Source organism: Tsuneonella sp. CC-YZS046, from assembly GCF_035581365.1.
In the GTDB taxonomy this organism is placed as follows: domain Bacteria; phylum Pseudomonadota; class Alphaproteobacteria; order Sphingomonadales; family Sphingomonadaceae; genus JAWKXU01.
In genome coordinates, this window is the sequence record NZ_CP141590.1 from 129,593 (window position 1) to 145,735 (window position 16,143).

Sequence of the window (16,143 nt, forward strand, 5' to 3'; positions counted from 1 at the left end):
TTCGGCGCCAGGATAGCGGGTGCCGGTGGCCTGGTTCTTTTGGGTGTTTGGAGTGAGGTTTGGATACGAAGTCGGTCATTGGAAGGCGGCGCTCCAGCGCACGGAAGGAAGCGCGGGCTTCCTACGAAAATCGCAAGGCTGAGATCAGCGAAGCGGCAGTGCGGGTCTTTCACAGGCTCGGCTACCAGGGGGCGAGCCTGAGCGCGGTGGCGGCGGAAATCGGCGTCGATCGCGCGACGATCTACTATTACTTCTCTTCCAAGGAAGACATGTTCGATGAAGTCGTTCGGTCCGTGCTCGAGGAGAACGAACGGCTCGCGAAGCGCATTGCCGGAAGCGACATCAGCCCGCGCCGGAAGATGCGCGAACTGCTGATGGCGTTCATGACATCCTATGTGGATAATTATCCCTTGCTACACATCTATGTCCGCGAGGATCTGACCAAGGTGCAGGGCAAGCGATCGGATTGGTCGCTTCATATGCGCAATCTGAACCGCAACATCGAGAACTGTTTCGTCGAGATAATTGAGCAGGGCTATGCCGATGGAAGTTTCCGCCGAATGGGGGCCGCGCGCACGGTAACCTACGGAATACTCGGAATGCTCAATTGGAGCCATCGCTGGTTCAATCCCAATCGTTCAGGTGGCGCCGAGGAAATCGGGAACACTTTCGCGGAACTGGTCCTGGGCGGCCTCGAATCACCCTACTGACCGTCGCACCGGCCCAGCGCCGGTAGCTACACAACCATTCATTCCTGCAGCCTGCTCGCCGGAGAGAGGAGAGTTGCGTCTCCCCTCCCGGCACGTTAGCAATAAGCGATTCCACGGAGTCGTGGAATGAAGTTGGGCAGTCTGTTCAACGAGAACGTTGACGTGATCGCTTGGAGTGGCTATCGTAGGAACAAATAAGATTACCTCTGCAAACGCTCCCGGTCCGCGAAAGGATCGGGATCGAGACGATGCCTTGCAACAGCAGTGTTGTTGACGCGATTCTTTAAGGAGGTTATCTAGAAGGCAGCAAAGCCAATAAGCTTGCGCTCGCAAAGCGGGCAGCATGAAGAAGGGGAGGAGAGATGAAAATGGAAACATACAACAGTGGTGTGTTCGGAGTTGGGCTGAAGGTGGTCCTGCTGGGTTCGGCTGCGCTCGCCGCGGCTCCCGCCATGGCCCAGTCGAGCAGTAGTTCCGGCGGGCTTGGCGAAATCGTCGTCACCGCCACGAAACGCGCCGAAAATTTGCAGGACGTTCCGGTCAGTATTTCCGCCATCGGTTCGGAGCAGCTCGCATCGCGCGGCGTCACTTCCTCGAACGATCTCGGTGCGGTGGTTCCCAACCTGCAGGTCAGCTCGCAATATGGTGAAACCTCGCCGAACTTCTCGATGCGCGGCGTTGGCGTGACGAATGAGTTCGCGGCAAACACGGCGTCTCCGATTGGCGTATATGTCGATGAAGTCAGCCAGACCTTCCGTTATACCCACGGCCTGCAGCTTTACGATCTGGATCGGGTCGAGGTTCTGCGCGGGCCGCAGGGCACCTTGTTCGGGCGCAATACCACGGGCGGCGCGATCAGCATGTATACGCGTCAGCCGCAACTGGGCGAGGCGAACGGCTATTTGACCGTCGGCTATGGCAATTATGACCGCTGGAAGCTGCAGGGCGCGGTTGAGGCAACGCTGGTCGAGGATCAGGTAGGCGTGCGCGTGGCGTTCAACCGGGTCAAGGGTGACGGCTATTTCAAGGAGCCTGATGCCGGTTTCCGCGCAAACGGCCCGGACAGCTACGGTTCCTCCGATTCCATCGGCGTGCGCGGCAATCTGCGGATCAAGCCCAATGAGGATTTGGATATCAAGATTGGCGGTTACTACGCCAAGGACGATCCGGTGGGCTATCCGTTGCATTACATCGGATTGGTCGGGATGGACGCCAACGGGAACGGCGGGACCGATATCGTCGGCAGCACCCGTCAGGGCGGCATCACTCCCAATGGCGATGTCTGCTGCAGCTACAATGAAGTTTCATTCGACAAGGGTGGAAAATATATCACCAAGTCGTGGGGGCTTTCGCTCAACATCAACTACCAGATCAGCGATAACTGGTCGATCACTTCGGTCACCGGCTACACCAAGTCGGATTACAAGCTGAACATCGACAATGATGCAAGCTACAATGACGTCTATTTCATTATCTATGGGTCGAAGGGCAAGGATTTCAGCCAGGACTTCCGGGTCAACTATGACAGCGATCGGTTCAAGGGGCTGCTCGGCGTCTATTATGGCAAGGACAGCATCCGTTCGAGAAACGAGGTCATGGCCTACAATTTCCTTCCGGACGCCACCAGCGTCCTCGATTGGGCCCCGGGCTTGTCGACCTCGCTCAACGTCCTGTTCGGCTACAACCAGAAGCGTGAAACATTCGCGGTGTATGGCGAAGGCACCTTCGACATCACCGACAAGCTCGCTCTGACCGCCGGCCTTCGCTATACCAAGGATCATGTGGACTTCCTGGACGCCTATTCGGCGCCCTACACGGATTTCCCGGGCACGCAGCTCGACCTCTTCGGGGACCCGTTCTTCCTGTTCAACGATGCCAATATCAAGAACAGCTACGATAACTGGTCGGGCCGCGCGATTCTGAACTATGCCTGGACCGACGAGATCAAGACCTATGTCAGCTTCAGCCGTGGCTATCGTTCGGCAACCTATAATGGCTACGGCTTCATCGATCAGAACGCGATCTACTTCGTCGAGCCGGAACGCCTCGATTCCATCGAGTTCGGCTTCAAGACCCGCTTCGCCAACGACCGTGTGCAGCTGAACGGCGCATTGTTCCACTATGACTACAAGAAGCAGCAGGTTCAGGAAGTCATCGGCGGCGTCGCCTATCTGCGCAGTCTCGATGCAAAGGTGAAGGGCGCCGAACTGGAATTGCTGGCTAAGCCGATCCCCGCACTGACCCTGCGCGGTTCGCTGGGCTATCTCGATACCAAATACAAGAACGGCCAGCCCCTCAGCATGATCGAAATCGGCGGGAATGAAATTCCGTTCGCGTCGAAATGGACGCTCAGCTTCGGCGGCGACCTGACCTTGGGCAATGTCGCCAGCGGCGACATCGTATTCAGTGGCGAGGTCGCTTATAAGAGCAAGGTGTTCTACGATCCGTTCAACGATAATATCCGGCCTGACCCGACCGGCCTCTATGGCGGCGACCCGGACCCGACTGACGGCATTCCCGCAGGGCAGACGGACCTTGTCCAGGGCAAGGGTTACGCGCTGGTCAATGCCAGTCTGGCCTGGAACAGCAACAACCTGCAGGTTCGCTTCTGGGGCAAGAACATCTTCGACAAGAAATATTATCCGTTCGGCTATGATACGGCCGGGGCTTTCGGCACCGTTCTGCTTACGCCAGGGCAGCCGCGCACCTATGGCGTGGAAGCCACGATCAAGTTCTAGAAAAGCCCGATATACATCTGGCCGAGAGCATCTCTTGTCGGCCGAAAGCGCATAGCTTCAACTTTGCGGGGATCGTTCATTCGTCACACGGATGAGCGGTCCCCCGTTCGTTTTGAAAAGCCGCAAGTGCCGCCCGGTTTCGGGCCTGCCTCCGCCCCGCTAGCCTCCCGATTGCCGGCATGGCGCGCAGCCTTCCAGATCCAGCCCCATGCGATCTCGCATCGTATCAAAAGTGCGATTGCGCGCGCCCTGCAATTTTTCTACAGTATCGTGGAAAAAATGGAGGATGTCTGAATGCCGGCAACAGCCGAACTCGAAAATGGCCCGCAGGCGACAGTTGAGGAAATCGACGCTCTGATCGTCGGGGCCGGATTTGCCGGGCTTTACCAGCTCATTCATCTTCGCGAGAAAGGCTTCAACGCCAAGGTCTATGACATGGCCGAGCAGATCGGCGGGATCTGGTACTGGAACTGCTATCCCGGCGCGCGGGTCGATACGGAGGCGCCGATCTATCAGTATTCGCGCGAGGATCTGTGGCGCGACTGGAATTATACGGAACGCTTCCCGGCCTGGACCGAAATCCGCGCCTACTTCCGCTATGTCGACGAGAAACTCGGGCTGGATAAGGATGTCCGCCTCAACACTCGCATCGAAAAGGCGCGGTGGGATGAGCAATCGCAGCGTTGGCTGGTTGCCACCGACAAGGGCGACATGGTCAGCGCACGCTATCTGATCGTCTGCACGGGCTTCGCTTCAAAGCCCAATTATCCGCAGATCGAGGGAATCGAAAAATTCAGGGGCGAAACCGCGCATCCCGGCCGCTGGCCGCAGGCGGGCGTGGACTTCACCGGCAAGAATGTCGGCATCATCGGCACCGGGTCCAGCGCGGTCCAGCTGACCGAACAGGCGAGCCTCAAGGCCGGGAAACTCACGCTGTTCCAGCGCACGCCAGCCATTGCCCTCCCGCTTCAGCAACGGCCCTTTTCGGTTGAAGAGCAGGACGAGTTGAAGAAAACCTACAAGGCGCTGTTCGAATCCCGCCGGCACACCTTTGCGGGGTTCGACTATCAGTTCGAGGATGTTTCGTGGTTCGATCTGACGCCGGAAGAAAGGCTCGAGCACTATCGGCGCAAGTGGCAGATGGGTGCCTTCTACGCCTGGCTCGGCACCTTCCGCGATCTGCTGGCGGATGAGCGCGTCAGCAATGACGCCTATGATTACTGGCGCCAGCGTGTCCATGCCCGGGTGAAGAACCCTCAGACCGCTGAAACGCTTGCTCCGGAAAAACCGCCCTATCTCTTCGGCACCAAGCGAATGCCGCTGGAGCAGTGGTTCTACGATGCGTTCAATCAGGATAATGTCGAACTCGTCGATCTGAAGAAGAACTCGATCCTGCGCGCCCGCGAAGATGGCTTGGAAACGGCGGCCGGATTCATTCCGCTTGACATGATTATCTTCGGGACCGGGTTCGATGCGGTCCATGGCGGGCCAGCCTCGATCGACATAGTCGGCGCCAATGGGCAGAGCCTCGCCGAATATTGGAGCGATGGATTCCGCACGGCGCTTGGTGTCGCCAGCGCCAATTTCCCGAACCTCTTCTTCATCTACGGCCCGCAGTCGCCCGCCGCCTGGACGAACGGCCCTTCCACCGCCGAATATCAGGGCGAATGGCTGGTCGCCTGCATCGAATATATGCGAGACAAGGGCTTCACGCGCATCGAGGCGAGGCCCGAAGCCGAGGAGTTCTGGAAGAAGGAGATCGTGGAGTCCGCGAATGCCACGCTCCTGCCGAAGACGGCGAGCTGGTGGTTTGGGAACAATCTGCCCGGACGGGAAATGGAGCCGTTGTATTATGCCGGCGGATTGCCCCGCTTTCTCGAGTTGAGCTGGGCCAGCGCGAAAAACGGATATCGGGACTTCACGCTTTCGCGAGAGAAGGCACCGGCATGACTCTCGCGAAAGCCGCTCATTCTTCGAGCGGCATCAGAGCCGCTGCGCATTCCATTTTGAGGATGATAAAATCCACGGTATCGTGGAATAAGCGATTTGGAGTCGTCGTTAACGTGACGGGTCGATGATGGTCGCACCGGCCAGAGGCCGATTGGCGGGCTGCGAAGGATAATGGCCGGAGCAAACCGGCGGCACGACAGATAGATAGAATAGGAGAGCGAGATGATTGGCGACTTCTTTGTACTCGATGCGGTGACGCACGCTTACAATCAGGTGAGGGAAAATTACGCGGAGCCTATCTTCGCGGATGCGATGGTGGAAATGGCCTACCATCTCGGGGCTGATGCGCCGGACCCGCGCTATGCCATGAATCGCGAACAATATATCGTCGACTGGCAGGTCGACGGGCTGGCCAATCTGCTCTTTGCCGAAAGCGACACCGATGTCGCGGTCATGCATCCCCTGCTGTTCGCTTCCTTCAAGGATGGCTATTCGTCGATCGAAAAAGCTGCGGAAGCCCTGGAAAAATATCCGTCGCGCTTCATCGGCGCATATGCCTTTGCGGACCCGCTCAAGGGGCCGGACGCGGTGGCGATGCTCAAGGAGCAGGCGAGCCTCTGGAAGCCGCTGGGCATGAAGGTCTATCCCACCAGCTGGACCGGCGAGAAGTTCATCAGCTTCCGGATGGACGATCCGAAGATCGCCTATCCGCTTTACGAGGAAGCCCAGAAGCTCGGGATAGACACGGTTGCCGTCCACAAGGCGGTTCCGATCGGCCCCTTCTCGGTCGGCGATGCCTTCAATCCGACCGATATCGAAGCCGCCGCCACCGATTTTCCCGATCTCAATTTCGAGATCGTGCATGGCGGGCTGGCCTTCCTTGAGGAAACCGCGTGGCTGCTCGCGCGCTTCGGCAATATCGCGGTCAATATGGAAATCCAGAATATCCTGATCGAACGCCGTCCGATGGCTTTCGCCGAAGTGCTGCTGGGGCTTTGCAAGGTTGGCGGCTCGGATATGCTTGGGCGCATGTTCTGGGGTTCCGGCGGCACATTGTGCCATCCGCAACCCGCGCTCGAGGCGTTCCGCGATTTCCAGTTTCCCGAAGAGATGCTGGACAAGGCCGGGCTGTTCAAGCCGATCCGCCAGATCACGAATGAGGATAAGAGGAATATCCTGGCCGGCACGTATGCCCGGCTGCACCGGCTCGATCTCGACAGGATAAAGCAGGGCATCAAGGGCGATCAATTTGCCCGCCAGCCCGGCGAACCGCCGAAGCCGCCGCTATCGACCATAGAGCACGGCAAGGCGAAGGTCGGCGAGGCGGTTCATGCTTGATGCGCAGGCTGGCCTGCGAGAGCGTATCCTCGCGGAACTCGACCAGATCAAGGACCCGTGCAGCGTTGCTTCAGGCGCGCCGCTCGGGCTGGTGGAGATGGGGCTGATCAAGCAGCTGGACATTTCGGAGGCAGGGGAGGTGCATATCCAGCTCTGCCTGACCGCGCCGTTCTGCCACATGATCGCTTTCTTCAAGAAGGAAAGCTCGGAGAGGATTGGGCGGCTTCAGGGCGTGACATCCGTCTCGCTGGTCCCGGACAACGGTCTGGACTGGTCGCCCGGACGGATGAGCCTCGCCGTGCAGGCAAGGCGTGAGAAGCTGCTGGTGGCCGCTCATGCCGAGTTGGAAACCCGTTAGCCGCTATGATTGCGGGAATCCGCACCCAGTGGCTGGCGGCTTTGCCATAGTCTGAGGCTTTGCTGCTGCTTCCCCCGCTGCGCAGCAGACACTCTCCACTCAGATGGCGGTCATGCCGCCGTCGATCACATGCTCCATGCCGGTGATGAACGAGGATTCGTCAGAGGCCAGGAACAGCGCCAGGTTCGAAACCTCGATGGGGTCGGCCATCCGGTTGAGGGGAATCATGCCGAGCGCATCGCCGCCGCCCTCGTCGGTCGCCTCGACCATCATCGGTGTCTTGATAAAGCCCGGGTGGATCGAATTGCAGCGGATATTCTTGTCCCCGAACTCCACCGCGACCCGCTTGGTCATTCCCCGCACGGCGAACTTGCTCGCCACATAGGCGATGTTCGGCAGGCCGTAGCAGGCGACCATGCCGGCGATGGAGGAGATATTGACGATCGAGCCGCCGCCGGCCCTGATCATCGAAGGCAACACCGCCTGGATGCCGAGGAAGACGCCGGTCTGGTTGATGTTGCAGACGAAGTGATAATCTTCCTCCGCGAATTCGAGCGTGCTGCTCACCTTGCCGATGACCCCCGCATTCGCGACCAGCACATTGACCGTGCCGAAGCGGGCCTCGCCTTCCTGGACGACGCGATTCCAGTCGGCTTTCCGCGTGACGTCCTGTTTGATGAACAGGGCGTTCTCGCCCAGGCTGTCCGCCAGCGCCTGCCCGCCCTTCTCGTTGAGGTCGGTCAGGATGACCTTCGCCCCTTCCGCGACGAACAGCTTTGCATGGGTTTCTCCCATGCCCTGAGCGGCGCCGGTGATGATTGCTACCTTGTTTTTGAGCCTGTTCATGTCATTTATCGCCTTTGTCGAAAGTTGATCGGCTAATTTCGGGGGAGAGAGGCGGCCTCCCGGCCGCCGCGATCGAGCGCATGGTGAAAGCATCCAATATTTCGAAACGTCGGGAATCCGCCCTCAAGGAAGGGAGCGCGGATTATCTCGCGAAGCGCGATGAGCTGGTCCGAATCGCGGCGCAGCAGTTCAAGCAGAGCGGCTATCGCGCCACGACCCTGGCCGAGATAGGCCACAAGGCCGGTTTGGACCGGGCCACGGTCTATTACTATTTCGGGAGCAAGGAAGAATTGTTCCGGGAGATTCTGCGCACCGGAGTCGACCAGAATATTCGTGAATGCGTGAAGATCTCCCAGAACGACAAGCTGGATTCGCTGGAGAAGCTGCAGGCGATAATCCAGCAGCTGATGAAGGCATATGACGAGCATTACCCGCACATGTATGTGTATATTCAGGAGGAAATGGATCGGATCGCGAGCGAGAAGAGCGTCTGGGCGCAGGAACTCGCCGGACAGACCCGCAAGTTCGAGAAGATCGTGATGGGATTGATTTCCGAAACCATCGCGGCGGGAAAGATGCGTGACGATATCCCCGTCTCGATCGCGGCCAACGCCATCTTCGGAATGCTCAACTGGACGCATCGCTGGTATCAGCCGGGCGGGGCGCATGGCGCGGACGAGGTGTCGAGATCGTTTGCAAGGATATTTCTCGACGGGATGAGGCCGCGCTGATCCACGGGCCGCTCAGACGAACTCGCCGAGGCGCTTGCGCAGGGCGACCTTGTTGACCTTGGTGGCCGACATCGGCCACTCCTCGGCAGTCACGAAATAGATCGCGCGCGGCACCTTGTAGCTGGCGATCTTGCCACGACAGTGGCCGATAAGCTCCTCTTCATTCGCGCTGACGCCTGGGTGCAGTTCGACAAAGGCTACGGGCACTTCGTCCATCCGTTCATCGGGCCTGCCGATCACCTCGGCGATCTTTACGGCCGGATGGCTGCACAGAAACGCTTCGACTTCGATTGCGGCGACGTTCTCTCCGCCGACTTTCAGCATGTCCTTGGCCCGGCCGTTGAAAATCAGGCTGCCGTCCGCGCTTCGCGAATACAGGTCGCCCGTATGCAGCCAGCCGTCCTCGTCTATGGCTTCCGCGGTCTTTGCCGGATCGCGGTAATATCCCTTGGTGACGCAATAACCGCGCACCAGTATCTCGCCCACGGTTCCATCCGGCGCATCCTCGCCTGTTTCCATGTCGATGATGCGCACCTCGACGCCGGGCACGGCCTTGCCGTGCGATGTCGCGCGCTGCTCGCGGGTTTCATCGGGATCGCTGATCGCAAAGATGCCTGCGGTTTCGGTCATGCCGCAGCCTTGCAGCACTTCGGCCTGGGGCAGCCGGTCCTGTATTTCCCGCACAAGCAATTCCGGGCCGATGAACAGCATGGTTCTGACCCTGGCGGTGGCTGCATCGAAGCCGGGATGCGCCATCAGCGGTTGCAGGATCGCCGGGAACCACGGCCAGAACGCGGTGACGCCCTGCTCCGTCATCAGGGCAATCGCGCGGTCGGGATCGAAGAAGCTGTCGGTCAGATATGTCCCGGCAGTGCCGATCGAACCGAGGAAAGGCGCCAGAGAGCCGATGTGAAACAGGGGGCCGCCGCCCCAGGTCACGTCATGGTCGGATGAACGGAACCGGCTGTCCGCCCTTTCGACCGGGCCGCGCGTCATGGCTTCGTGAGTCAGCATGCAGCCCTTGGGATTGGCTGTCGTGCCGGAGGTGTAGAGGATCGCGGCAAGGTCATCGAGCCGGGTGCGGCGGCGCAGTTGATCGATCAGATCGGCGTCGATGCCTGCGCCAGCATCCATGAATTCCGCCCGATCGACGAACCCGTTTGCCGCGTCGCCCGAAAGCAGGACGACATGGCGCAGATGCGGCGCTTCCGGAATTGCCAGCGGCCCCGGGTTGGCGGTCGCCAGTGAGGGCAGGGCATTGCCGAGGACTTCGCGGAAATCGAGATAGCGTGTGTCGGCAGCAGCGCTGAACAGCAGAGAAATCTGCGCATTGTCGATGATATAGGCCAGTTCATGGGCCTTGTGCCGGGCATGCAGCGGCACCACCACGCAATTGGCGAGCAGCGCGCCAAACAGGCCGGTCACGAATTCGCGGCCATTGTTGCAGAACAGGCCGATATGCGAGCGCGGCTGGATGCCCAGCCCGACAATGCCGCGGGCCACCGCAGCCGCTTCTTCCAGAAGCTCGCGATAGGTGATGGCGAACTCCGGCATGACCAGAGCCTTTCGGTTGGGATGATTCGCTGCGCTTCGGATGAGGAGATCGCCGATCGTGCAAACCTCACTCCAGCGTTCAAACGCAGTCATTCCTTCTCTCCGATTCCCGGCATCTTATTCCTTGCCTTGATCTGAAAATGCGCGGCCGGGCCATTTCTGTCAACGTTGAAGTTGATAAAGCGCATATGGGCAGAATGGTTGACAGGAACGATACGATGCGCATATCAACGTATGCGTTGATAAAGGGACTCGGTGTGGAGAAGATGCTTTGAAATTCCACCTCATGCAAACGGGTGTCGTCGGGCGGCGTCACGAAATCGAACAGGGAATGGCCGGTCAGCGAAAGGATCTCTACCAGCGCTTTCTGGAGGAGATTAAGGGATACGTCCGGCAGGCCGACGAGCTTGGCTTTGCCGGCTATTGCCAGCCCGAGCACCATCTGCAGATCGAGGGCTTCGAAGCGAACAATCATCCCGGGATGTTCAGCCTGTTTGTGGGGCTCCATTCGCAGCGTCTCAAGGCTGGCATCATGGGGTATACCTTGCCCACGCATAATCCGGTCCGTGTCGCGGAGGAGATCGCCACGCTGGATCATATGCTGAAGGGCCGGCTCTATGTGGGTTTCACGCGCGGCTACCATGCGCGATGGGTGGATGCCTATGCCTCGGTCAAGGGCGTGGGCTGCACCCAGCCCGCCAACGCCAAGGCCAGGGACGCGCAGGACACGCTCAACCGGGAAGTGTTCGAGGAATCGATCCAGATCATCAAGAAGGCGTGGACCAGCGATGTGTTCAGCCATCACGGCAAGCACTGGGACTTCCCGCCCAAGGATGGGTCCGCCGGGCATCCGGCCTATGCCAAGTTCGGGAAGGGGCAGGATGCGGATGGCATCGTGCGGGAGATCGGCATCGCCCCGCACTGCTACCAGGACCCGCACCCGCGCATCTACGGCGGCTTTGCCGGCACGATGCGCACGGTCGACATGTGGGCCAGGGAGAACGGCACGCCGATCGTGCTGGCCGACGATCTGGAGTTCTGCAAGGCTCTGCGCGACCGCTGGATGGATGGCGCGGTCAAGGCCGGCCACGATCCCGATCCCGGCGATGCCATGGCATGGGGCGGCTTCCTGATGCTGACCAACGACAAGGACAAGCAGCAGGCGCTGATGGATGAGCACAAGTGGTTCTGGGATGAATGGTTCATTCCCCATGGGCAGCGGATGCCGAACGTCCTGATCGGCTCGGCCGACGAAATTGCGGATCGCATCGGCGAAGCGCATGACAAGCTCGGGTTCAACGAACTGTTCCTGATGTTCGGCCAGGGTCATCTCGAACCGCAGCAGAACCATGAGGAAATCGAGGAATTCATGGCGAAGATCGCGCCGCGCTTCGCCAGCAAGGACGAGCAGGGAATCTATGTCTGAACCCCTCGGCGCATGAGGGCAGGGCTGGAGCGGTTCGGAAAATAAGAAGCAGGTGCACACCGCCACGCACCTGCGCAATCGGAGAGAAAGAGAATGGCAATGCAATGCGGGATGTTCATGACTCCCTACAATCCGCCGAGCAGGACTTCGCGCCAGGTCTTCGACTGGGCCGTGGAGATCGCCCGGATAGCGGATGACGCCGGATATACGGACTTCATGATCGGCGAGCATTACACGCTGGCCTGGGAGAATATCCCCTTGCCGGAAGCGATCATCGCCGCCTGCGCGCAGACCACGAAGCAGATCCGCTTCGCCCCGATGGCGCATCTGCTGCCTTATCACGATCCCGCGACGCTGGCGGTTCGCGTCGGCTGGCTGAGCCAGGTGATGGAAGGCCGCTATTTCCTCGGCGTCGCGCCCGGCGGCCATCACACCGATGCCATTCTGCACGGTTTCGACAGCATCATGGAACTGGCACCGATGCAGCTCGAGGCGCTGCATCTGATGGAGCGGGTCTGGGAAGGCAAGCCATTCAGGGAGCAGGGCAAATATTTCAAGGCAGGCTTTCCGGGGCCGGATACGATGCCGGAATACTGGGTCGAGATCGCTGACAATTCCCCCTACGGTGGGCGTGAAGCGCTGGAAATCGCGGTGACCGGCCTGTCCGAAAGTTCCAGGTCGATGGAGTTCGCCGGATCGCGCAACTACAGCCCGATCTCGTTCTTCGGCGGCACGTCGCAGATGAAGGCCCATTGGGAAACCTGGGCCACGGCAATGGAAAAGGCCGGCCACACGCCTGACCGCCGGCGTTTCCGCGTCTGCCGCGACATCTTCATCGCCGATACGGATGAGGAGGCGAAGCGTCTGGTCCGCAAGACCGGCCTGATGCGGACCTGGAACGATTATCTCAAGGAAATCTACGTCAAGTTCGGCCTGTTCAAAGGCATCATCGCCGACAGCGGCAGGGACATCACGCCCGATCAGGTCGATGATGATTTCCTGATCGATCACGTCATCCTGTGCGGATCGCCCGAAAGGGTGATCGAAAAGCTGGAGGCGCTGGCGGACAAGGTCGGCGGCTGGGGGCAGATCGTGGCCAACCAGCACGACAGCATCGACGATCCCAAGCCCTGGGAAGAATCGCTGCGTCGCCTGGCCAGCGAGGTGTGCCCCAAGGTCAACATGCCGCTGTGATGCATTGGAGCGGCGGCTCCGCGCCGTCGCTCGACCGCCGGATGTAAGGACAAGCGGCGGTCTGGAAGGAGAGAAGGATGGCAACCGGTAAAGCCTGCGTTCTGGTGGAGCCCAACAGGATCGAAACCTGGGACGTTCCCATTCCCGATCCCGAAGCGGGCGGCGCTCTGGTAAGAGTGATTGCCGGGGGCGTCTGCGGCAGCGATGTCCATATCCTCACTGGTGAGGCCGGGATCATGCCGTTCCCGATCATCCTGGGCCATGAAGGCGTGGGCCGGATCGAGAAGCTCGGCCCTGGCGTGGACACCGATTACGCGGGCGTGCCGGTGAAGCCGGGCGACCTGGTCTATTGGGCGCCGATCGCGTTGTGCCACAGGTGCTACAACTGCACGGTTCTCGATGAGACGCCCTGCGAGAATTCCCAGTTCTTCGAACATGCGGAAAAGCCCAATTGGGGAAGCTATGCGGATTTCGCGTGGCTGCCGAACGGACTGGCGTTCTACCGCCTGCCCGACCATGCTTCGGTGGACGCGGTCATCTCGCTCGGCTGCGCGCTGCCCACCGCGCTGCGCGGCTATGATCGCTGCGGTCCGGTCCGCACCGGGGAAGCAGTGGTGGTGCAGGGGGCCGGCCCGGTCGGCCTTGCCGCCATACTTCTCGCCTCGCTTGCCGGCGCGCGGGAGATCGTGGCCATCGACATGCATGAGAAGCGGCTGGAAGTCGCCAGGGCGCTGGGCGCGACCGCGACCGTTTCCCTGAAGGATTCCGCGGAGGAGCGCCGCCGCCAGGTCTACGAAATCTGTGGTCCGCACGGACCGGAGGTGGTGGTGGAAGCGGCGGGCGTGCTTCAGGCTTTCCCGGAAGGCGTCGACCTTACCGGAAATCACGGCCGTTATATCGTGCTGGGGTTGTGGGGCGCCATAGGCCAGCAGCCGATCAGCCCCCGCGACACAACTCTCAAGAACCTCACGATCGCGGGCGCGACCTTCCCCAAGCCCAGGCATTACCACCAGGCGCTGCATACGGCGGTGCGCTGCCAGGAACGGCTTCCGCTGGCCGAACTGGTTACCCATCGTTTCGGCGTGGGGTCCGCAGCCACGGCACTTTCAGCCACGGCCAAGGGTGAAGTCATCAAGGCGGTGATCGATCCCGAAATCGCCTGACCCAATATCTCAGGAGCAGATTATGACCGAGATGACGAAGATGGAAACGAAGCCGCTGCCCTACGAACCGCCGCTCGACGGAAAGGCGCGCGCGGCGAAGCCCGCCCATGTCCCCGATCGCCTCGTGCGCGATATCGACATGTATGCGCTCGACGGCATCAGCGAGGGCTATCACGAGGCATGGAAGGCGCTTCAGCAACGCGAAGGCACGGAGAAGCTGGTATGGACGCCGCTGACCGGCGGGCACTGGATCGCGATGGACGGGCCAATGGTCCGCGAGATCTACGAGCACCCCGAACTGTTCTCCAGCCATGTGATCTTCCTTCCCAAGGAAGCGGGCGAGAAATACGCGATGGTGCCGACGCGAATGGACCCGCCGGAACACACCCCATACCGCAAGCTGCTCGATGTCGGGCTCAATCCCAAGCGGATCCGCGAGGTCGAGGACATGGTTCGCCAATCCGCCGTCAACCTGATCGAGCCGCTGGTGGCCAAGGGGCAATGTGACTTCGCCCGCGACTATGCCAATATCTTCCCGGTCCATGTGTTCATGGCCATGGCCGACCTGCCGCTCGACGATGTGCCGAAGCTGGCCCGCTTCGCCGAAGACATGACGCGTCCGCGCGGAAACACGCCGGAAGAGATGGCGCAATGCCTGGATGCCGCGAACAAAGGCTTCTTCGAGTATGTCGAGCCGGTGATCGAAGCGCGCAAGGGCGGCAGCGGCACCGATCTGATTACGACCATGGTCAACGGCACGATCGATGGCGGGCCGATGCCGCATGACAAGGCGCTGGGCCTGATTTCGCTGCTTCTCCTCGGGGGGCTCGACACCGTGGTCAATTTCCTCAGCTTCATGATGATCTATCTGGCCCGTCACCCCGACAAGGTCGCCGAGGTCAGGAATGATGAATTGAAGCTGCGGCGCGGGGTGGAGGAATTGTTCCGCCGCTTCCCGGTGGTGTCCGAGGCGCGGATGGTCGCCAGGGACCAGACCTTCCATGGGGTCGAATTGAAGCAGGGCGACATGGTTCTCCTGCCGACCGTGCTGCATGGGCTGGATGAGGATGAGAATCCCGATCCGTTCACGCTCGATTGGGAACGGATGCCGAAGCACACGACCTTCGGGGGCGGGCCGCATCGCTGCGCGGGGCTTCATCTCGCGCGGATGGAAGCGACCGTGACGGTTCAGGAATGGATCAAGCGCATTCCGGAGTTCAGCCTCGCTGAAGGGGCCAATCCCATCTATCACTCCGGCATTGTGGCGGCGGTCGAGAACGTGCCGTTCGTCTGGCCGACCAAGTAAGCGGATCGCGAAAAATGAGCGAACGTCTCGCCGACCGGGTCTGCGTCGTCACCGGCTCCGGGCAGGGCATGGGCAGGACGAGCGCGCTCGCCATGGCCCGCGAGGGCGGCAAGGTTGTCATTGCCGACATCAACGAGGAAGCCGGCCGGGAAACCGTCGGCCTGATCGAAGCGGAGGGCAACACGGCCGCGTTCATCAGGGTCGATCTGCGCGACAGCGCGTCGATCAAGGCGCTGATGGATGAAACGGCGCGGCTGTTCGGCGGGATCGATGTGGTGCATGCCAACGCTGCCATTCACGAGAGCGACCTGACCCCCCGGACCTCGATCGAGGAACTGGACGAGGATATCTGGGATCTGGTCAACGACATCAATCTGAAGGCCGTGTGGCTTTGCACCAAGCACGCGGTGCCCTACCTCAAGGAGGCGCGCGCTCCTGCCATCGTCAACGTCGCTTCGACCGGGGCGGAAGTCTCCTATCCCATGGCTGGCGCCTATTGTGCGACCAAGGGCGGGGTGCGGATGCTGACCAAGGCCAGCGCGACCGATCTCGCCAAATTCGGAATCCGGGTCAATTGCTATGGGCCTGCCGCAATCCGCACGCCCATGCTGGAGAAATATCTCGAAGCGGCGGAAGATCCGGCGGCGGTCGAGCAATTCCTGCGCGGCGCGCATCTCATCCCGCGCCTGGGCGAGCCGGAAGAGGTCGCAAAGCTGGCGGTGTTCCTGGCTTGCGACGACAGTTCCTTCATCAACGGCGCCTATTATCTGATCGACGGCGGCGCGCTGGCCTGGCGAGGCCTAGCCGGCTGATCCCTGGATTCATTCCG

At 60.6% G+C, this 16,143-nt stretch carries 13 protein-coding genes; 11 read left to right on the forward strand and 2 right to left on the reverse strand.

Annotated elements, in window-relative coordinates:
* Window positions 1-59: 59 nt before the first annotated feature.
* From U8326_RS00675 to U8326_RS00695, 5 genes are all read left to right on the forward strand, one after another.
* A complete protein-coding gene (locus U8326_RS00675) occupies window positions 60-710 on the forward strand; it encodes a TetR/AcrR family transcriptional regulator (protein WP_324741743.1) in 651 nt (216 codons plus the stop codon).
* A 362-nt stretch (window positions 711-1,072) separates the two neighbouring features.
* Window positions 1,073-3,448 (forward strand): TonB-dependent receptor, encoded by a 2,376-nt coding sequence (locus U8326_RS00680; protein WP_324741744.1) that lies wholly within the window; start codon window positions 1,073-1,075, stop codon window positions 3,446-3,448.
* Window positions 3,449-3,742: 294 nt separating this feature from the next.
* On the forward strand, window positions 3,743-5,398 hold the full coding sequence (locus tag U8326_RS00685; RefSeq protein ID WP_324741745.1) for an NAD(P)/FAD-dependent oxidoreductase: 1,656 nt from the start codon (window positions 3,743-3,745) through the stop codon (window positions 5,396-5,398).
* 222 nt (window positions 5,399-5,620) lie between these two features.
* Window positions 5,621-6,736: an amidohydrolase family protein gene (locus U8326_RS00690; protein WP_324741746.1), complete on the forward strand. Its 1,116-nt coding sequence runs from the start codon at window positions 5,621-5,623 to the stop codon at window positions 6,734-6,736.
* On the forward strand, window positions 6,729-7,094 hold the full coding sequence (locus U8326_RS00695) for a metal-sulfur cluster assembly factor (RefSeq protein ID WP_324741747.1): 366 nt from the start codon (window positions 6,729-6,731) through the stop codon (window positions 7,092-7,094). The genes U8326_RS00690 and U8326_RS00695 overlap by 8 nt, the downstream gene beginning before the upstream one ends.
* Window positions 7,095-7,193: 99 nt before the next feature.
* Here the strand turns inward: U8326_RS00695 and U8326_RS00700 are convergent, their stop codons facing one another.
* The gene (locus U8326_RS00700) at window positions 7,194-7,940 is read right to left on the reverse strand and encodes a glucose 1-dehydrogenase (RefSeq protein ID WP_324741748.1); all 747 of its coding nucleotides are present in this window, start codon (window positions 7,938-7,940) and stop codon (window positions 7,194-7,196) included.
* Window positions 7,941-8,020: 80 nt separating this feature from the next.
* On the opposite strand from U8326_RS00700, the gene U8326_RS00705 reads away from it, so the two are divergent.
* Window positions 8,021-8,671, forward strand: a complete 651-nt coding sequence (locus U8326_RS00705; protein WP_324741750.1) for a TetR/AcrR family transcriptional regulator — start codon at window positions 8,021-8,023, stop codon at window positions 8,669-8,671.
* A gap of 12 nt (window positions 8,672-8,683) precedes the next feature.
* On the opposite strand, the gene U8326_RS00710 is transcribed toward U8326_RS00705, so the two are convergent.
* Window positions 8,684-10,318: a class I adenylate-forming enzyme family protein gene (locus U8326_RS00710; RefSeq protein WP_324741751.1), complete on the reverse strand. Its 1,635-nt coding sequence runs from the start codon at window positions 10,316-10,318 to the stop codon at window positions 8,684-8,686.
* Between the two features lie 238 nt (window positions 10,319-10,556).
* Between U8326_RS00710 and U8326_RS00715 the strand changes: the two genes are divergently transcribed.
* The 5 genes from U8326_RS00715 to U8326_RS00735 all read left to right on the forward strand — a co-directional run bounded on the left by U8326_RS00715 (window position 10,557) and on the right by U8326_RS00735 (window position 16,126).
* Window positions 10,557-11,651, forward strand: a complete 1,095-nt coding sequence (locus U8326_RS00715) for an LLM class flavin-dependent oxidoreductase (RefSeq protein ID WP_324743653.1) — start codon at window positions 10,557-10,559, stop codon at window positions 11,649-11,651.
* A gap of 99 nt (window positions 11,652-11,750) precedes the next feature.
* Window positions 11,751-12,845 carry an LLM class flavin-dependent oxidoreductase gene (locus U8326_RS00720; protein ID WP_324743654.1) on the forward strand — a complete coding sequence of 365 codons (1,095 nt, stop codon included), beginning with the start codon at window positions 11,751-11,753 and terminating at the stop codon, window positions 12,843-12,845.
* Between the two features lie 77 nt (window positions 12,846-12,922).
* The gene (locus tag U8326_RS00725) at window positions 12,923-14,008 is read left to right on the forward strand and encodes a zinc-binding dehydrogenase (RefSeq protein WP_324741752.1); all 1,086 of its coding nucleotides are present in this window, start codon (window positions 12,923-12,925) and stop codon (window positions 14,006-14,008) included.
* Between the two features lie 22 nt (window positions 14,009-14,030).
* Complete coding sequence (locus U8326_RS00730) at window positions 14,031-15,314, forward strand: cytochrome P450 (RefSeq protein ID WP_324741753.1); 1,284 nt, start codon at window positions 14,031-14,033, stop codon at window positions 15,312-15,314.
* Window positions 15,315-15,328: 14 nt separating this feature from the next.
* Window positions 15,329-16,126, forward strand: a complete 798-nt coding sequence (locus U8326_RS00735; RefSeq protein ID WP_324741754.1) for an SDR family NAD(P)-dependent oxidoreductase — start codon at window positions 15,329-15,331, stop codon at window positions 16,124-16,126.
* Window positions 16,127-16,143: the final 17 nt, after the last annotated feature.